This window comes from Ilumatobacter sp., assembly GCF_046290335.1.
Taxonomy (GTDB): domain Bacteria; phylum Actinomycetota; class Acidimicrobiia; order Acidimicrobiales; family Ilumatobacteraceae; genus Ilumatobacter_A.
In genome coordinates this window covers 175054-190200 of sequence record NZ_JBKAGH010000004.1, presented here as the reverse complement: position 1 = coordinate 190200, position 15147 = coordinate 175054, and the positions used below count along the sequence as shown (strand labels likewise).

The following is a 15147-nucleotide window of genomic DNA, read 5'->3' as shown; positions in this document are numbered from 1 at the left end:
AGCCTGGGGGAATGCGGATCGTGGTGGTGGGGGCCGGAGCGGTCGGTGGCGTGATCGCAGCGAACCTGGCGTTGGCCGGGACGCCCGTCGTGGCCGTCGCTCGAGGCGAGCACGGCCGGGTGATGCGTGAGTCGGGGCTGCGGTACGAGTCGCCGAGCGGCACCAGAGTCGTGACGTTGCCGGTGGTGGCGGCGATCGATGAGCTCGAGTTCCATCACGACGACATCATCGTGGTGAGCGTCAAGAGCCAAGACACCGCGCAGGTGTTGGTCGACCTGCGCGCCGGCGGAGTCACCGATCAACCGATCGTGTGTTTCCAGAATGGCGTCGACAACGAACGCCAAGCGGCCCGCCTGTTCCCCAACGTGTACGGCGCCGTCGTGATGCTCCCGGCCGACCATCACGTTCCGGGTGTCGTGCGGGTCTGGACGTCGCCGAGTTCGGGTCTGCTCGATCTCGGACGGTATCCGTCCGGCATCGACGACGTCGCCGTGTCGCTCGCCGCGACGCTCGAGGCGGCGACGTTCGGCTCGATCCCGCGTCCCGACATCATGGCCTGGAAGTACCGGAAGTTGCTGATGAACCTCGGCAACGCCATCGAGGCGGTGTGCGGTCGATCGGGTTTTCGCTCGCTCAGCGACAGGGTGCAGGCCGAAGGTGAAGCGGTGCTCGCCGCGGCGGGCATCTCGGTGGTCAGCGCGGAGGAGGACCTCGCTCGACGCGGCGCCGCGCTCACCATCCAGCCGGTCGAGGGCGAGGAACGCCGCGCCGGTGGATCGACCTGGCAGAGCCTGCATCGCCGGACCGGCGCGATCGAGACCGATCACCTGACCGGCGAGATCGTCCTACTCGGTCGTCTGCACGGAATCCCCACGCCGATCAACGCCGCCTTGCAGTCGCTCGCCGCCGAGATGGCACTCGCCGGGGAGGCGCCCGGCTCACGTTCGGTCGACGACGTGCTGCGCGCGGGCCGCCCGAGCTGACGACCACGAACCGGTGACCGTGCGACAACGGCACGGCGTCGACATCCGTGGAAGGATCTGCGGGTGGACGCTGAGCCGGTGTTGGCGGCGATGTTTCGGCGGCGATGCCGATTCGTCGTGGTGGGTTCGGTCGCGCGTCAGTTGTCCGGCGAGGCAGTTCGGTCAGCTGACCTCGACATCGTGATCGACACCGCGCCTGCCGAGCGGGTGAAGATCGTCGCCGCACTGGCCGATCTCGAAGCTCGCGTCGTCGTCGACGGTCGCCTGCGCCCGGTGACGGCCTCCACGGCGTTGCCCTGGCGATGGTCGTGGACTGCGGTCACCGTGTTCGGCACGATCGACGTCATCGGCCAGTTCGTCGACGGGACCGGGTTCGCCGAGCATCGCGGCGACGCGTCCTCGGTGCCGATCGGGTCGGGAGCGACCGTGCTGTTCCATCCGACGAGGCACGTGGCGTGAGCGCAGTCACGGGGCTCGGGCCGATCGAGACGGGTCTGCTCGAGGCGTACGCAGCGGTCGGCGCCCGAGCCGGGCAGACGATGGTGAAGAACCAGCGCATTCTCGAGCACCTCTACCGTACGCAGCGGATCTCCCCGGCGTTCGGCTACCGCGCGCTCTGCGACCTCGCCCGCCCGTACGTCGGGGAGCTGCAACTGGTCAGCTTCAACGGGAACCACGGGTCTCCCGACTTCGGGCCCGCGTCGGCGAAGTACACCGAGTCGCGCCTGAGTGACCTCGGTGAGGCGGCGCTCTTGGCCGAGCGGGGCGAACGTCCGGCGCTTCCGATCGGTCTGATCAACGGCTCGACCCACCACGACGGGCCGACCCCGCCCTTCGACCCGCGTCGGATGGTCGCCGCGCTGCTCGCTGCGGCCGATGGAGCGTCGGACGCCGCGCTCATCGAGCTCGTCGGTCTGCCGAGCTTCCCGACCGGCTGTCACGTCGACGTCGATCTGGCAGCGTTGTTCGCAGGGCATCGCACCACGATCCGCTGCGAGGCCAACATCGAGGCCCGCAGCGACGGCTCATTGGTCATGTCGAAGCTGCCGCCGGGGTCGAGCGCATCGGACGTGGCGGAGATGATCGTGCGCCGACACCGCATCGTCGGTGGTGAGGTCTTCGGGCTGTCCGATGTCGACGACGCGTCGATCGGTGGACAGACGATGATCGTGGTGCGGCTGAGCGCGGATGCCGACGTCGAGGCGTCCGTCGCCCAACTCAGCGATCTGTGGGGTGTGCACACGACGATCGAGGTCCCACTCGACGCCCCGCTGCCGGCGTTGCTGCGCTCGTGGATCGAGACGCACGGCGACAGGCGCGAGGGCGTCGATACGAAGCGGTCGCTCGAGGCGCAACTTCGACCGATACTCGACGCGGCGTTGGGCGACGGTGAGGCGTGACGATGAGTCCGGGTGCTGCGGAGTTCGAGCAGGTGCTGTCGGGCGGGCATCCGAACTCGCTCGGGCGCACGCGGACTGGATCGTGTTGAACACCACGATGAAGGTCCTTGGAGCGTGGGCCGCCGGTGATCCGGAGCTCGCATCCTGGCTGCGTCCGCACGCTGCCCGTCTGACCACCGACGCACGCCGGTCCGTGGCGTCGCGCGCCCGCAAACTCCTCGACACCCTCGACTGACGGCGTCGCGCTCGCGGCGGTCGTTCAACGGTGGCGTGGATGGTTCGCCCGGTCGCGCTCGTTGCCGCGCTTGTAGTTTCCGGTGACCCGCGCCATCAACTCCTGGTCGTCACCCGCGTCGGCCTCGGCGACGAACTCGTCGGCTCGACGTCCGCGCAGGGTCGTGGCATGGCGGCCGTGATGCTCGATGACCACGTCGCCGTTCTTGCGACGTGTCCACGAGAACCCGTCGGGATCAGCCACGGTGCCCCGGATGCAGCCCATGGGGATGGTCCATCCCCGCAACGTAGCCCGCCCGCGTAACGGCTGGTGCCTGACCCTGGGCGTTACGGGTGGTCGTCGATGGCGATGAGGGCGGCGTTGACGATGCTGCCGGTGTCGATGCCGGCGAGTTCGTGGAGGTCGGTGATCGTGCCCGACTCGCCGAAGCGGTCGACCCCCAACGTGTACTGGCGCGTCCCGAGCGCGGAGCCGATCCAGGCGAGACTGTGGCTCGCGGCGTCGTGGACGCTCACGACCGGCCGACCCCGCTCGTCGGCGGGCACCAGTCGATGGAGATGGCTGGGCATCCGCACCACCCGGGCGGTGGCGGTCGACAGCGCGAACCCGGACCGCCAGCTCCGATACACCCGGTTCGGACTCGTCAGATGCACGACGCTCGCCTGGACGCCCTCGGCGTCGAGTTCGGCAGCTGCGCGCAGCGCCTCGGGTGCCATCACGCCCGTCGTCACGATCGTGACGCCCGGTCGACCGTCGGGCGGCGCGTCGAGCAGTCGGTAGCCGCCGGCCAGGACGTGCCGTCGCAACCGCTCCTCGCCCATCTCGGCGAGCACCGCGGCGAAGGGTGCCTGATCGATCGGTCGGGTCGACAAGCGGAGGTACCCGCTCGTCCCGTCCGGCTGCGAGAGCTGATCGAGCGCGTCGCACAGCAACCAGTCGACCTCGGTGGCGTACGCCGGCTCCGAGTAGTCGATGTTCGGCAGTTCGGCGCCGACCGACGCGGTGATCGTCGACTGGTGCGCGCCGCCCTCCGGCGCGAGGGTGACGCCCGCCGGCGTGCCGACGACGACGAAGCGGGCGCCGTTGTAGACGCCGTAGATCAACGCGTCGAGGCCGCGCAGCACGAAGGGGTCGTACACCGTGCCGATCGGGAGCAGATGCTGGCCGTGATGTTCGTGGCTAAGCCCGAGTTGGCCGAGCAGCATGAACAGGTTCATCTCGCTGATGCCCAACTCGATGTGTTGCCCGGACGGCCCCGGCGTCCACTTCAACACACGCTTCGATCCGCCGTGATCGGCTCGTTCCACGTGGGAGTAGACGCCGCGCTTGTTGATCCACCCGCCGAGGTTCGTGGAGATCGACACGTCGGGTGCCGTCGTGACGATCCGCTCGCCGACCCCGTCGACGTCGGCCAGGCTGGCCAGGACCCGCCCGAACGACTCCTGCGTGGAGTGGTACCCGTTGGTCACCGGTGGACGCGCTGCGGCGGGCACGGTCGGGATCGGACGCGGCGGGTCCGGCTGGTTGTTGATGTCGCCGCCGATGGCCGCGCAGAGCCGGCCGGCCTCGGAGTCGGGATCGAAACGATCCCACTCGGTGGTCGCATCGAGGCCGATCCGGGAGCGGAACTCGTCGATCTGATCCGGTGTGAGCAGCGCGGCGTGATTCATCGGGTCGCCCGCCATCGGCAGGCCGTACCCCTTGATCGTGTAGGCGAACACGACCGACGGCCGGTCGGGGACGGCATCGCACTGGCGGAACGTGTCGATCAGGAGCCCGAGGTCGTGCCCGCCGAGGTCGGTCACCAACGCGGCGAGTTGCGTGTCGTCGAGTTCGTCGGCGAGTCGTACGACGGCGGGATCGGCGCCGGTCAGAAACGCGCGACGCAGCTCGGCGGGGGTGAGCGTGAACAACTCCTGGTACGCCTCGTTGGAGAGCGCGTCGATGTGGGCCTGCAGGCAGTCGCCGCCGTCGCGTTCGAATGCGGCGGTGAGCCGGGACCCGTACTTGGCTTCGGTGACGTGCCAGCCGGCGTTGGCGAAGAACTGTTGGAGGCGGACGGCGGCGATGTCGGGGATCACCCGGTCGAGGCTCTGGCGGTTGAGGTCGATGACCATCGTGAAGTTGCCGAGGCCTTGCGTCGCCGGATCCGCGATCGCTTCCCACACGTTGCCCTCGTCGAGCTCCGCGTCACCGACCAGCGCGACGAAACGAGCGGGCTCCTGTGCCCCGAAGCGGGAGTCGGTGTAGCGGCGGGTGAGCGCGGAGAACAGGGGGGCGACCGCACCGAGCCCGACCGAACCGGTCGAGAAGTCGGACACGTCGGGATCCTTCGTGCGCGACGGGTAGGCCTGGAGTCCGCCGCGCTGTCGCAAGGTGGTGAGATACGACCGGTCGAGTTCGCCGGTGAGGTACTTGATCGCGTGATACACCGGTGACGCGTGGGGCTTGACGGCGACCTTGTCGCTGCCGCCGATGTGGCCGAACCACAGCGCCGTCATGATCGACACCATCGACGCGCTCGACGCCTGATGGCCCCCGACCTTGATCTGGCTGGCCGGGTCGTCGCTGTTCGGAACTCGCCGGTTGGCGTGGTCGATGATGCGCGTCGCCAACCAGAGCACGCGTTGTTCGATCTCGCCGAGGGTGCCGAGATCTGGCGTGCCGAGATCTGACGCGGGTTGGCTCATCGGGCGACCTCCTGTGATCTGAGGAAGCCGACGATAGACGCGGCTGCGCCGGTGAGGTGCCGGTCGAGCACGTCGAGCGCACGTTCGGCGTCACCGGCCCGACACGCGTCGAGCAGCGCGACGTGTTCGGCATCGGAGTCGGCGGCGGCACCGAGCCCCTGGGTGTAGAGCGCGACGTACGGAGCGACCGCCGCGTTGAGCGTTTCGGCGAACGCGAGCCCGCGCTGCCATCCCGACGAGCGATACAGCGCCCGATGGAAATGCCAGTTGGCCTCGGTCGGTGCGACCCGAGCGATCGGCCCGGTCAGCGCGAGCTCGGCTTCGGCCAGATCGACGACGTTGAGGTGGGGGAGTGCTCGTTCGAGCAGCAGGGGCTCGATCGCGCGGCGTAGCGAGAAGTGCTCGTCGGCTTCGGTCGCCGACAGTTCTGCCACGACGACGCCACGGTTGGTCTCGAAGCGAACGAGTCCGATCGCGGCGAGACGCTGCAGTGCCTCGCGGACCGGGATCTTGCTGACGCCGAGGCGGTCGGCGAGTTCATCCTGGCGAACCCAGCTGCCGGGGGTGAGCGCACCGCGCAGCAAGTCGGACATCACGAGCTCCTGGACCCGATCGACAGTTGACATGTTGATAATCGTATACGATTATGGCATGCGATGAAACTCTCCGATTTTCCCCGCACGCCCCTGCTTTTCGGTCCGTCGCCGATCCACCCGCTGCCCCGCTTGAGCGAAGCGCTCGGCGGCGACGTCGAGATCTGGGCGAAACGAGAGGACTGCAACTCCGGCATCGCCTTCGGTGGCAACAAGGTGCGCAAACTCGAGTACCTCGTCGCTGACGCGCTCGCGCAGGGGTGCGACACGCTGGTGTCGATCGGCGGCATCCAGTCGAACCACACGCGCCAGGTCACCGGCGTCGCGTGCCATCTCGGCCTGAAGGCCGTGACCGTGCAGGAAGGCTGGGTCGACTACAACGACATGGTCTACGACAAGGTCGGCAACATTCAGCTCACGCGCATCATGGGCGGCGACGTGCGGATCGACCCGGCGGGCTTCGACATCGGGATCCGCGACAGTTGGAAGCGGGCGATCGACTCGGTGATCGAGGCCGGCGGCACGCCCTACCCGATCCCCGCGGGCGCGTCCGACCATCCGCTCGGCGGACTCGGTTTCGCCAACTGGGCCGTCGAGGTCGAAGCGCAAGAGGCCGAACTCGACACGTTCTTCGACACGATCATCGTCTGCACCGTCACCGGCTCCAGCCACGCCGGCATGATCGCGGGCTTCGCGCTCAGCGACCGGCCGGGCCGCCGCGTGGTCGGTATCGACGCGTCGGGCACGTTGGAGCAGACGATCGATCAGGTCACCCGCATCGCCACGAACACCGCCGAGAAGATCGAACTCGGACGGCCGCTGCGCGACGACGAGATCACCGTCGTACCCGGCTACGAGGGGCCTGCCTACGGGGTTCCCGACGCCGGAACGGTCGAGGCGATCCATCTCGCCGCCCGCACCGAAGCGATGCTGACCGACCCGGTGTACGAGGGCAAGTCGATGGCCGGCTTGATCGGGATGATCCGCAGCGGCGAGATCCCGGCCGGTTCGAGAGTGCTCTACTGCCACCTGGGTGGTCAGCCTGCGTTGCCCGCCTATGCCGGTTTCCCCGGTCTCGGCTCACCCGAACGAGACCTGTCGCACTGAGTCGCCCGGAGCGTTTCGGCGCCGCGATTGGCGAGCGCTCACCGTGTTCCGTCAGCGCTCGGCGTGGCGGTGAGCACCTCCATATTCAGGATGCGCTCAACGTCCGATCACAGTGTCGACAAGATCCGAACCGAGGTCTTCCCCTCGATGTCTCGAAGTGTCAGAGTCTCCGTCACCACGAATACCGGAGAACGAGAGACACCCCCATGCACCGCTCCTTCATGCGAATCCTCACGGCGAGCGCCATCGCGACGACCAGCATCGTCGCTGCCAATGCGGCGACGATCAACGCCGACATGCCCTGCCAGGCTCGATCGACGCATCAGGCGTTCAAGCAGTGGGGCGACCACGGCGACTACTTCCTCGCTCAGAACGGTGATTTCGAGCAAGGCACCGCAGGATGGACGCTCGACCGGGCGAAGCGGGTGAATGACCAGGCGCCGTGGAAGGTGAACGGCAACCGACACTCGAAAGCACTGGAGCTTCGACCTGGTGGTTCGGCCACGGTGCGCATGTGCGTCACGGAGATCGAAGACGTGATGCGGTTCTTCTACGAGACCCCTGCCGGTGGCGGTGGACTCACGACGAAGATCACCGCAGCGACGACGAACGGATCGGGGAGCAGCAGCTGGGCGATGAGCACGTCGTCGAGCGGTTGGGATGTGACCCCGACGATCAGAATCCCCTCGGTACGCGACGGCGACGGCCGCGTGTGGATCACGATCGAGATCAGCAACTCCGGCATCCGTCCGATCATCATCGACGACGTGATGGTCGACCCCTGGCGGCCCCGCTGATCCACGCCACACGGCGACGTCGACCGGCTCACCTCGCGGGCGCGTCGGGCAACTCCGCGTTCGTCGCGGCGCCGTCGACAAGGGCTTGAGTACCAACGCCCCGGTGCCGATACGAAGTGGTGGACACCGAGACACTCGTCGATGAAGCTCGGGCGACGTCCGAGCTGCGCGATCGGCGCCATGACGTGTCTCGCTCCGACACTGTCACCGCTGTGATGCTCGGTGGCGGATTTCTCGTCGTGGTCCTTCTCGGGCTGCTCCGGACGCCTCAGCTCGATCCGGCCGAGTTCGGATTGCTGGCGGCCCTCGTGGTCGCACATGTTCTCGCAGGACGCGTCGTGTTCGAGTCGACCGCCGGCATGGCGGTCGCGACGCAGCCGATCCTCGTCGTTGCGCTGCTGGTGCTGCCGCCGCTGCTGGTCCCTGTCGTCGTCGCCGCGGGGATCCTCGTCGAGCGGCGACCACAGTGGTCGATCGACTGGTGGCATCAGCTCCTCGTCGGCGCCACGGGCGGATGGCACGCTGTCGGCGCCGCAGTCGTGTTCTGGACGGCCGACCCGGAGCTGTCGCTGTCGAGCTGGCGTTGGTACCTCCTTGCCCTCGTCGCGCAATTCGCTGCCGACTCGGTGGTCGCTGCGATCCGCTGCGCTGCGGTCGGTCTCTCGCTCGGGGTCCTGGTGCAGCCGCTTCGTTGGACCTACGCCATCGACTCGCTCCTGGCTCCGGTCGGTCTCACCGCAGTGCTCGCAGCCGGTGCGACCGGCTGGGCGGTGCTGCTCGCGCTGCCGCAGGTCGGCGTGCTCGCACTCGTCGCACGGGATCGAGTCGAGTCGTTCGAGCGGGTGGTGACCATCGGTTCGGCGTTCGAAGGTGAGATGACCGTCGCCCGCACCGACCCGCTGACCGACCTCCCCAACCGTCGCGCATGGGACGAGGCCGTTGCCGCCGCCGCGACCGCCGTGGCAGCCGACCCGTCGATCGAGGTCGTCGTGCTCATGAGTGACGTCGACGGGCTGAAGGCGCTCAACGACACCCTCGGCCACGAGGCCGGCGATCGCTACCTGTGCGCGGCCGCACGTCTCCTCAGCGAAGCCGCTCCCGACGATGCGCACGTCGCACGACTGGGCGGTGACGAATTCGGCATCCTCGTTGTGGGTACCGGCACCGGCAGCGACCGTCTCGATCTCGACTCGATCGTGGGCCGGATCCGATCAGCGCTCGTCGACGCGCCGGAAATCCACGGACGGCGGCTCTCGATGTCGATCGGCGTCGCCACGAACCGGGAAGTCGCTGGCCGGGAAGTCGCGAACCGGGACGACACGAACCGGGACGACACGAACCGGAGTGTCATGAATCTCGACGCCTTGCTCGCGCTCGCTGACGAGCGCTCCCTGGCCGAAAAGTCGGCCCGACGCGCCGGTCGTTGACGCGGCGCTGCCCGTGCGACCCCGTCGAACGAAAGCGTGTCAGCGGAACGAGAAGACCGGGGCCTCGGCGTTGCTGCTCGACGGTGCGACGATCCCGCGGCGCCGCAGTTCCGGGAGGAGCCCTTCGCCGGCCCACTGGGCCTCTTCGAGGTGCGGGTAACCGGAGAGGATGAACTCGCTGAAGCCGTGGTCGCGGTACTCCTCGATCCGGTCGGCGACCTCGGAGAACGATCCGACGAGCGCGGTACCGGCGCCGCCGCGAACGAGTCCGATCCCGGCCCAGACGTTGGGGTGGATGACCAGGCGGCCGCGTTCGGAGCTGTGGAGCTCGGCCATCCGGCGCTGGCCCTCCGACATCGTGGTCTCGAAGTCGGCGCGAGCCGCCGCGATGTCGTCGTCGCTGATGCCGGCCAGCAGTCGGTCGGCTTCGGCCCAGGCCTCCTCGGCGGTCGGGCGGCAGATCACGTGGAACCGGATGCCGAACCGCAGTGTGCGGCCGAATCGCTGGGCGCGGGCGGCGATGTCGTCGGCCTGGCGCTTCGCGCTCTCGGGCGGCTCACCCCACACGAGGTACACGTCGGCGTGGCGTGCGGCGACGTCCTTGGCCTCGTCGGACGCGCCACCGAAGTAGATCTCGGGCATCGGGTCGGGCACCGCTCGCGTGGTGGCACCTTCGATCGAGTAATGCGCCCCGTCGAAGTCGATCGGCTCGCCGCTCCACGCTCGACGCATCACGTCGAGGAACTCACCGGTGCGTTCGTAGCGGGTCGCCTTGTCGGCATGGTCGCCGAAGCGCTTGAGCTCGCGCGGCTCGGCGCCCGTGACGACGTTGACGAGCATCCGCCCACCGGACATGCGCTGGTAGGTGCTCGCCATCTGTGCGGCGAGCGTCGGTGACAGCAGTCCGGGTCGGAACGCGACGAGGAACTTCAGGCGCGTGGTGATCGGGATGAGCGATGCCGTCGCGATCCACGCGTCTTCGCAGCCGGTGCCGCACGGCGTGAGCACCGCCTCGAACCCTGCGGCTTCGGCAGCGAGCGCGACCTGAGCGAGGTACGCATGGCTCGGTGGGCGTGCCGACGTCGACGAGCCCGGGAGAACGTCTCGGCTGTCGCCGCCGGTCGGGAGGAACCAGTGCATCTTCACCGGTGACGGTGCGGCGGAGTCGGACATCAGTGGGCCTCGATCGGGGGTGGGTCGGGAGTGGACGTGCCGGGAGAGAACTCGTGGGAGACGGCGGGGTCGAGGGCGGGGAGCACCGTGATGAGCAGTTCGACGATGCGCTCGAAGCTCTCGTCGTTGTCGAGTGGGTGCGGATGGCCGTCACCGGCTTCGAGGTGGGCAAACCCGTGCAGGAAACTGCGCAACAGCCGACTGGCGTCGACGGCGGCCGCCTCGGGGAGGCCGTAGCCGCGCAACGCGGCGGCGAGGACGCCGACGACCGTGTCGACCGCGGCTTCGAGGTCGGGATCGCCGGCGCAGGGATACCGGTCGGTCGCCGCGTACAGCGCTCGGTGTTCGCGCGTGAACGTGAGCCACGCATGAGCGACCGATCGGATCGCATCGGCCCCGCTCCGACCGATCGCCGCGTGCATCAACGACTCGGCCAGTTGCTGGCGACCGACGAGTCCCAGCCCTCGCCAGACGTCGTCCACGCCGTCGACATGACGGTAGATGGCCGGCTGCGTCACCCCGAGTTCGTCGGCGATCCGCGTGCCGGTGAGCACGTCGAGGCCGTCCTCCTCGATGATCCGCAGTGCCGCGGCGACGATCGCCTCGCTGCTCAGGTCGCCACGAGTCGCAGTTCGGGTGTCGGCCATGCGCTGACGGTAGTCGCTTGTGATAGGCCATCACCAACTGCGATGACACTTCACGGCGCCCCTAGAATCCGGTCGTGCCGCACAGCGATCCTCCCCGTACCGGTGTCCCTCGTGCTGATCCGGTGCGAATCGGTCTGCTCCAGTGCGACCGTCTCGATCCCGAGGATGCGGCGGTCGACGGCGACTACGAGGTGCTCTTCGATCGCTTGCTGTCCGGCCGAGGTCTCGACCTCGTGCGATACCGCGCGGATCTCGGCCAGCTGCCGGCGTCCACCACGGAGGGCGACGGCTGGATCATCCCGGGGTCTCGCCTCAGCGTCTACGACGACGTCGAGTGGATCCACGGCCTCGCTCGCTTCACGGAGCGGGTGCTCGCCGACGATCGACCGCTCGTGGGCGTCTGCTTCGGACATCAGATGATCGGTCGGGTGTTGGGCGCGGCGGTCGAGCGAGCGCCGGGCGGCTGGAACATCGGCGCCATCGACTACCGGCTCCACCGCCCTGCCCCGGGGGAGTCGGTGATCGACGACGCCGTGCGTTCGGACGGCGGACATCTGGACGGGTTCCGGTTGGTGGCGAGCCATCGGGACCAGGTGCTCGAACTGCCGTCGGGCGCCGAGTTGCTGGCGAGCGCACCGACGTGCCCCGTGGCCGCGTTCACCGCAGGTCGAGCGCTGGCGATCCAAGGGCACCCCGAGTTCACCGCGGCGCTGGCGCGGTCGCTGCACCGCAAGCGCCTCGACGCGGTCGGCCCGCAACGAGTTGCCGACGCCGATGCGTCACTCGAAACGCCGCTCGATCGTGATCGTGTCGGCGCTTGGATCGCGGCGGCGCTGACGGGCATCGGGCCGGTCGAGTGAACTCAGCGGGCCGCTTCTGTAATGGAGAAAGTGTTGTAATCATGTAATTGGCTCGTAGGCTCACGGCATGACCGCCCACACGGAACCGTCCGCCATTCGTTCCTGGTTCGCTGCCCGTCTTCCCGACGAGTGGACCGCTACACCTCCGACCGTCACCATCGACCGCGACGAGATCACGGTCGACGTCACCATCTCACCCACACCGCTTCCCGACGACGCCTCCGACGCCGACCGGGCCGAAGCCTTCGACGGCGCGGTCACTCGCTTCCGCGAAGACACCCGCGAGCGTCGCATGGCGATCGCCCGGGAAGCCGAGCACCGCTTCGAGCGCAAGGTCGCGTGGGCGGTCACGATCGACGGACGCACCGCGCTGTTCACCCACCTCGCTGCGCCGGTGATGACCCGCCTTCGTCAGCCTGAGCGCCTGGTACTCGACACGCTCGTCGAGGCCAACATCGCTCGCTCTCGCGCCGACGCCGTCGCCTGGTGCGTTCGCCTCGTCGGTCGCAACGCCGAGGAATGGCTGACCGAGCTGCGCGACGCCTTGCGCAGCGTCGACGACATCCGCAACGCCGGCCCGGACGTGGCGTGACGCTCGTCGACGCGAGCAACTGACGCGACGCAAGGCTGCTGACGATGGCCGTTCCCCTTCCTTCCCCGTCCGACACCGATCTCGAACCGCCCGGCCCCGACGAGGTTCACTTCATCAGCCGGGGACTCGCGAGCGCGGTGCGAGACGGCGACCACCTCACCGAGCTGCAACGGCGGTTGTTCGAGGCGGTGACCTCGACGATCTCGACCTCTCCGCGTTCACCCCGCTGCGCACGCACGACGACAAGATCTACGCGTGGACGTCGACCGTCGACCACCCTGCGTTGGCCGACCGATGGCGCTCGCTCGCAGACCTCCCCGTCGGCACGGTCGGGCGAGGTGTCCACGACTTCTACGTCGCGCGCGGCTTCCGATTCCCTGGGGAGCCGGGCTCGGCCCCACCGCTGCTCGCCCAGCACGACTGGGTCCACGTCCTCGCCGACTACGGCAGCGTCGTGGCGTCGGAGTTGGAGGTGTTCGCCTTCATCGCGCGGGCCAGTGACAACCCGCAGGCGTTCACACTCCTCGCCATGGTCGTCAACCTGTTCCAGACAGGAGCGCTCCCCGGCGCAGCGGGAATCTTCGAAGCCGACCCCGGCCACCTCTCGTCGAAGGGGATGACCGATCGCTTCGCCGACGCGCTCCGGCGAGGCGCGCTCTGCAAGGGCAGTGTCGACTTCCTCGCCGTCGATTTCTGGTCGCTGGCCGACGAGCCGGTCGACGACGTGCGCGAGCGGTTCGGCATCGTCCCGAAGTCCGCGGCGGCCTTGGCAGCCGGGTCGCCCGGACCTTGGACCGCCGGAGGGATCAGTCCGTACCAACTCGATGCCGGACGGATGCTCGCCGCCGAACGAGGACGCCCCTACGACACCTTCGGCGCCTCCCTGTGAATCGTCGGCGCCGGCAACGGTGTCGCGGTCAGGCCAGACGGCGCAGCTCGGCGTTGCGTACGTAGGTCGTCGCGACGATCGAGAAGCCGAGGAGGCCGGCGGTGCAGATCGCGACGCCGGTACCGAACTTCGTCGCTGCGACGCCGATGATCAACGCTCCGAGCGGGAACAGACCGTTCGCGACCAGCGTGTAGACCCCCATCACTCGGCCCATCAACGCATGCGGCGTGTTGGCCTGGATGAGGCCCTGGTTCATGTTGATGAAGAACCCGCCGGCGAGTCCCATCACGCCGGCGAGGGCGACCACCTGCCAGAAGCTGTTGCTGAGTCCGGTCAGGAACGTGATCGACGTCCCGGCCATCATCGCCCGCTGGAACACAGCGCCCTTGTTGGCCATGTCGCCTTTGCGCATCAGGAAGAACGACGAGATCGCCATACCGAGCCCCATCGCCGCGAACGGGATGGCCGCGTCGCCGGCGCTTCGACCCAGTTCGTCTTTCACGTGCGCCTGCAACGTCACCATCACGGCCGGGTTGATCGTCAGACTGGCGGTGAGCAGGAGTCCGAACAGCGTCTTCAGGTGCCGGTCGTCGAGGATGTGGCGAGCGGCTTCACGGGTGTCGGCGAGGATGGACGCTCGCTCACGTTCGGCGTCGTGGGGCGGTACGTCGAGCCGGATCAGGAACATCGAGCCGAGCACGAGCAGACCGGCCTGGAAGAAGAACGCACCGTCGAATCCGAACTGGTCGCCCACCAGCTTGACGAGCACCGGCCCGAGGATCAGCGACAGGGTCATCGCGATGGCGTTCAGCGCGATCGCGCTGAAGAGCTGCTGACGCGGCACCAAGGCAGGGATCAGCGACGAGCGCACCGGCTGGCCGATCGCCGTCGCTGAGCCGGCAAGCAGCGTCGCGGCGACCAGCCAGCCGAACTGGAGGTCGCCGGCACGGATCCAGAATCCGGTGGCCGCCATGACGGCGGCCGACGCGAGCTGCGTGGCGATCAGCATCCGGCGACGATCCCATCGATCCGCCCACGCTCCGGCCTGCAGGACGAGGAGCGCGGTCGGCGCGCCGAGCGTGAACACGATGATGCCCTGGCGGCTCTCGTCTTCGAGCAACAGGTCGAGCACGACCCAGCCGAACGCGAAGCGTTGTGCGTTCATGACCAGGAAGAACGCGACGTTGCACGACCACAGCGCACGGAACGCCGGCACCGAGATGGCGTTTGCCGTGTGTTCACTCGGTGTTCGTACGGACGTCACCCGGAGAGTGTTGCAGCGCGACGAAACCGATCTCGTGTCGGCGCGCGCTCCCACGCGACGACCCAGGACTGAAACCGTCGCCACCACCGACCGAGTCGATACCCGTCACGGAGGTCAACCGATCTCACGTCGAAGACGAGGAGGCCGCCGACGACGGGAGGAATCGAGACGCACCACACCTGGATCAGAAACCGGGGCTCACTTCAGGGTCGCCCGCGCGCTGCTGCCTCGGCGGTCACCCGCTGGCGGTAGCGCCGAAACTTCCAGACCAAGAACACGGTCATCACCGCGGCGAAACCCGCCCAACCCCACGCGCCAGCGAGCGAAGCGACCACCATCAGCACCGGGCCGATGAGCACCAGCAACCAGTTGAACCTGAAGTCGGTGTAGCGGCTCGCCGCAAAGAATCCGCCGATCGGATGGCGGGCCTGGAAGCCGAGATCGTCCATCTCGCGGCCGTCCCTCAGGATTCCCATTGCCTCACCGGCTC

17 protein-coding genes are annotated in these 15147 nt (G+C 68.3%); 10 read left to right on the top strand and 7 right to left on the bottom strand.

The window, feature by feature from the left end:
* The first annotated feature begins 11 nt into the window (after positions 1–11).
* The 4 genes from ACE37B_RS16975 to ACE37B_RS16960 all read left to right on the top strand — a co-directional run bounded on the left by ACE37B_RS16975 (position 12) and on the right by ACE37B_RS16960 (position 2618).
* Positions 12–983 carry a ketopantoate reductase family protein gene (locus ACE37B_RS16975; protein WP_409924521.1) on the top strand — a complete coding sequence of 324 codons (972 nt, stop codon included), beginning with the start codon at positions 12–14 and terminating at the stop codon, positions 981–983.
* A gap of 63 nt (positions 984–1046) precedes the next feature.
* Positions 1047–1442: a hypothetical protein gene (locus tag ACE37B_RS16970; RefSeq protein WP_409924520.1), complete on the top strand. Its 396-nt coding sequence runs from the start codon at positions 1047–1049 to the stop codon at positions 1440–1442.
* Positions 1439–2383 carry a hypothetical protein gene (locus ACE37B_RS16965; RefSeq protein ID WP_409924519.1) on the top strand — a complete coding sequence of 315 codons (945 nt, stop codon included), beginning with the start codon at positions 1439–1441 and terminating at the stop codon, positions 2381–2383. Before ACE37B_RS16970 ends, ACE37B_RS16965 begins: the two co-directional genes overlap by 4 nt.
* A gap of 82 nt (positions 2384–2465) precedes the next feature.
* On the top strand, positions 2466–2618 hold the full coding sequence (locus ACE37B_RS16960; protein ID WP_409924518.1) for a hypothetical protein: 153 nt from the start codon (positions 2466–2468) through the stop codon (positions 2616–2618).
* A gap of 24 nt (positions 2619–2642) precedes the next feature.
* Here the strand turns inward: ACE37B_RS16960 and ACE37B_RS16955 are convergent, their stop codons facing one another.
* From ACE37B_RS16955 to ACE37B_RS16945, 3 genes are all read right to left on the bottom strand, one after another.
* Entirely contained in the window at positions 2643–2882 is a 240-nt protein-coding gene (locus ACE37B_RS16955; protein ID WP_409924517.1) for a hypothetical protein, read from the bottom strand.
* Between the two features lie 62 nt (positions 2883–2944).
* The gene (locus ACE37B_RS16950; protein ID WP_409924516.1) at positions 2945–5308 is read right to left on the bottom strand and encodes a transketolase-like TK C-terminal-containing protein; all 2364 of its coding nucleotides are present in this window, start codon (positions 5306–5308) and stop codon (positions 2945–2947) included.
* Complete coding sequence (locus ACE37B_RS16945) at positions 5305–5934, bottom strand: GntR family transcriptional regulator (protein WP_409924515.1); 630 nt, start codon at positions 5932–5934, stop codon at positions 5305–5307. The genes ACE37B_RS16950 and ACE37B_RS16945 overlap by 4 nt, the downstream gene beginning before the upstream one ends.
* A gap of 30 nt (positions 5935–5964) precedes the next feature.
* Between ACE37B_RS16945 and ACE37B_RS16940 the strand changes: the two genes are divergently transcribed.
* The 3 genes from ACE37B_RS16940 (at position 5965) to ACE37B_RS16930 (ending at position 9232) form a co-directional block, all read left to right on the top strand.
* A complete protein-coding gene (locus ACE37B_RS16940; protein WP_409924514.1) occupies positions 5965–7008 on the top strand; it encodes a 1-aminocyclopropane-1-carboxylate deaminase in 1044 nt (347 codons plus the stop codon).
* Positions 7009–7214: 206 nt separating this feature from the next.
* Positions 7215–7805 carry a hypothetical protein gene (locus ACE37B_RS16935; RefSeq protein WP_409924513.1) on the top strand — a complete coding sequence of 197 codons (591 nt, stop codon included), beginning with the start codon at positions 7215–7217 and terminating at the stop codon, positions 7803–7805.
* 119 nt (positions 7806–7924) lie between these two features.
* Positions 7925–9232, top strand: coding sequence for a diguanylate cyclase domain-containing protein (locus ACE37B_RS16930; protein WP_409924512.1), 1308 nt, complete (start codon positions 7925–7927; stop codon positions 9230–9232).
* A gap of 39 nt (positions 9233–9271) precedes the next feature.
* On the opposite strand, the gene ACE37B_RS16925 is transcribed toward ACE37B_RS16930, so the two are convergent.
* Both ACE37B_RS16925 and ACE37B_RS16920 read right to left on the bottom strand, forming a co-directional pair.
* The gene (locus ACE37B_RS16925; RefSeq protein ID WP_409924511.1) at positions 9272–10405 is read right to left on the bottom strand and encodes an LLM class flavin-dependent oxidoreductase; all 1134 of its coding nucleotides are present in this window, start codon (positions 10403–10405) and stop codon (positions 9272–9274) included.
* Positions 10405–11052 (bottom strand): TetR/AcrR family transcriptional regulator, encoded by a 648-nt coding sequence (locus ACE37B_RS16920; RefSeq protein ID WP_409924510.1) that lies wholly within the window; start codon positions 11050–11052, stop codon positions 10405–10407. Before ACE37B_RS16920 ends, ACE37B_RS16925 begins: the two co-directional genes overlap by 1 nt.
* A gap of 74 nt (positions 11053–11126) precedes the next feature.
* Here ACE37B_RS16920 and ACE37B_RS16915 point away from each other — a divergent pair, with 74 nt between their 5' ends.
* The 3 genes from ACE37B_RS16915 to ACE37B_RS16905 all read left to right on the top strand — a co-directional run bounded on the left by ACE37B_RS16915 (position 11127) and on the right by ACE37B_RS16905 (position 13393).
* Positions 11127–11912: a type 1 glutamine amidotransferase gene (locus tag ACE37B_RS16915; RefSeq protein WP_409924509.1), complete on the top strand. Its 786-nt coding sequence runs from the start codon at positions 11127–11129 to the stop codon at positions 11910–11912.
* A gap of 67 nt (positions 11913–11979) precedes the next feature.
* The gene (locus ACE37B_RS16910; protein WP_409924508.1) at positions 11980–12504 is read left to right on the top strand and encodes a hypothetical protein; all 525 of its coding nucleotides are present in this window, start codon (positions 11980–11982) and stop codon (positions 12502–12504) included.
* 283 nt (positions 12505–12787) lie between these two features.
* Complete coding sequence (locus tag ACE37B_RS16905) at positions 12788–13393, top strand: hypothetical protein (protein WP_409924507.1); 606 nt, start codon at positions 12788–12790, stop codon at positions 13391–13393.
* Between the two features lie 28 nt (positions 13394–13421).
* On the opposite strand, the gene ACE37B_RS16900 is transcribed toward ACE37B_RS16905, so the two are convergent.
* Positions 13422–14657, bottom strand: coding sequence for an MFS transporter (locus ACE37B_RS16900; RefSeq protein ID WP_409924506.1), 1236 nt, complete (start codon positions 14655–14657; stop codon positions 13422–13424).
* A 203-nt stretch (positions 14658–14860) separates the two neighbouring features.
* Positions 14861–15133 carry a hypothetical protein gene (locus ACE37B_RS16895; RefSeq protein WP_409924505.1) on the bottom strand — a complete coding sequence of 91 codons (273 nt, stop codon included), beginning with the start codon at positions 15131–15133 and terminating at the stop codon, positions 14861–14863.
* Between the last annotated feature and the right edge of the window lie 14 nt (positions 15134–15147).

Excerpts from the sequence above, each read along its gene's own strand:
- ACE37B_RS16925 (WP_409924511.1), bottom strand. The coding sequence starts at position 10,405 with ATGTCCGACTCCGCCGCACCGTCACCGGTGAAGATGCACTGGTTCCTC.
- ACE37B_RS16975 (WP_409924521.1), top strand. The coding sequence starts at position 12 with ATGCGGATCGTGGTGGTGGGGGCCGGAGCGGTCGGTGGCGTGATCGCA.
- ACE37B_RS16955 (WP_409924517.1), bottom strand. The coding sequence starts at position 2,882 with ATGGGCTGCATCCGGGGCACCGTGGCTGATCCCGACGGGTTCTCGTGG.
- ACE37B_RS16920 (WP_409924510.1), bottom strand. The coding sequence starts at position 11,052 with ATGGCCGACACCCGAACTGCGACTCGTGGCGACCTGAGCAGCGAGGCG.
- ACE37B_RS16895 (WP_409924505.1), bottom strand. The coding sequence starts at position 15,133 with ATGGGAATCCTGAGGGACGGCCGCGAGATGGACGATCTCGGCTTCCAG.
- ACE37B_RS16945 (WP_409924515.1), bottom strand. The coding sequence starts at position 5,934 with ATGTCAACTGTCGATCGGGTCCAGGAGCTCGTGATGTCCGACTTGCTG.
- ACE37B_RS16940 (WP_409924514.1), top strand. The coding sequence starts at position 5,965 with ATGAAACTCTCCGATTTTCCCCGCACGCCCCTGCTTTTCGGTCCGTCG.
- ACE37B_RS16910 (WP_409924508.1), top strand. The coding sequence starts at position 11,980 with ATGACCGCCCACACGGAACCGTCCGCCATTCGTTCCTGGTTCGCTGCC.
- ACE37B_RS16935 (WP_409924513.1), top strand. The coding sequence starts at position 7,215 with ATGCACCGCTCCTTCATGCGAATCCTCACGGCGAGCGCCATCGCGACG.
- ACE37B_RS16950 (WP_409924516.1), bottom strand. The coding sequence starts at position 5,308 with ATGAGCCAACCCGCGTCAGATCTCGGCACGCCAGATCTCGGCACCCTC.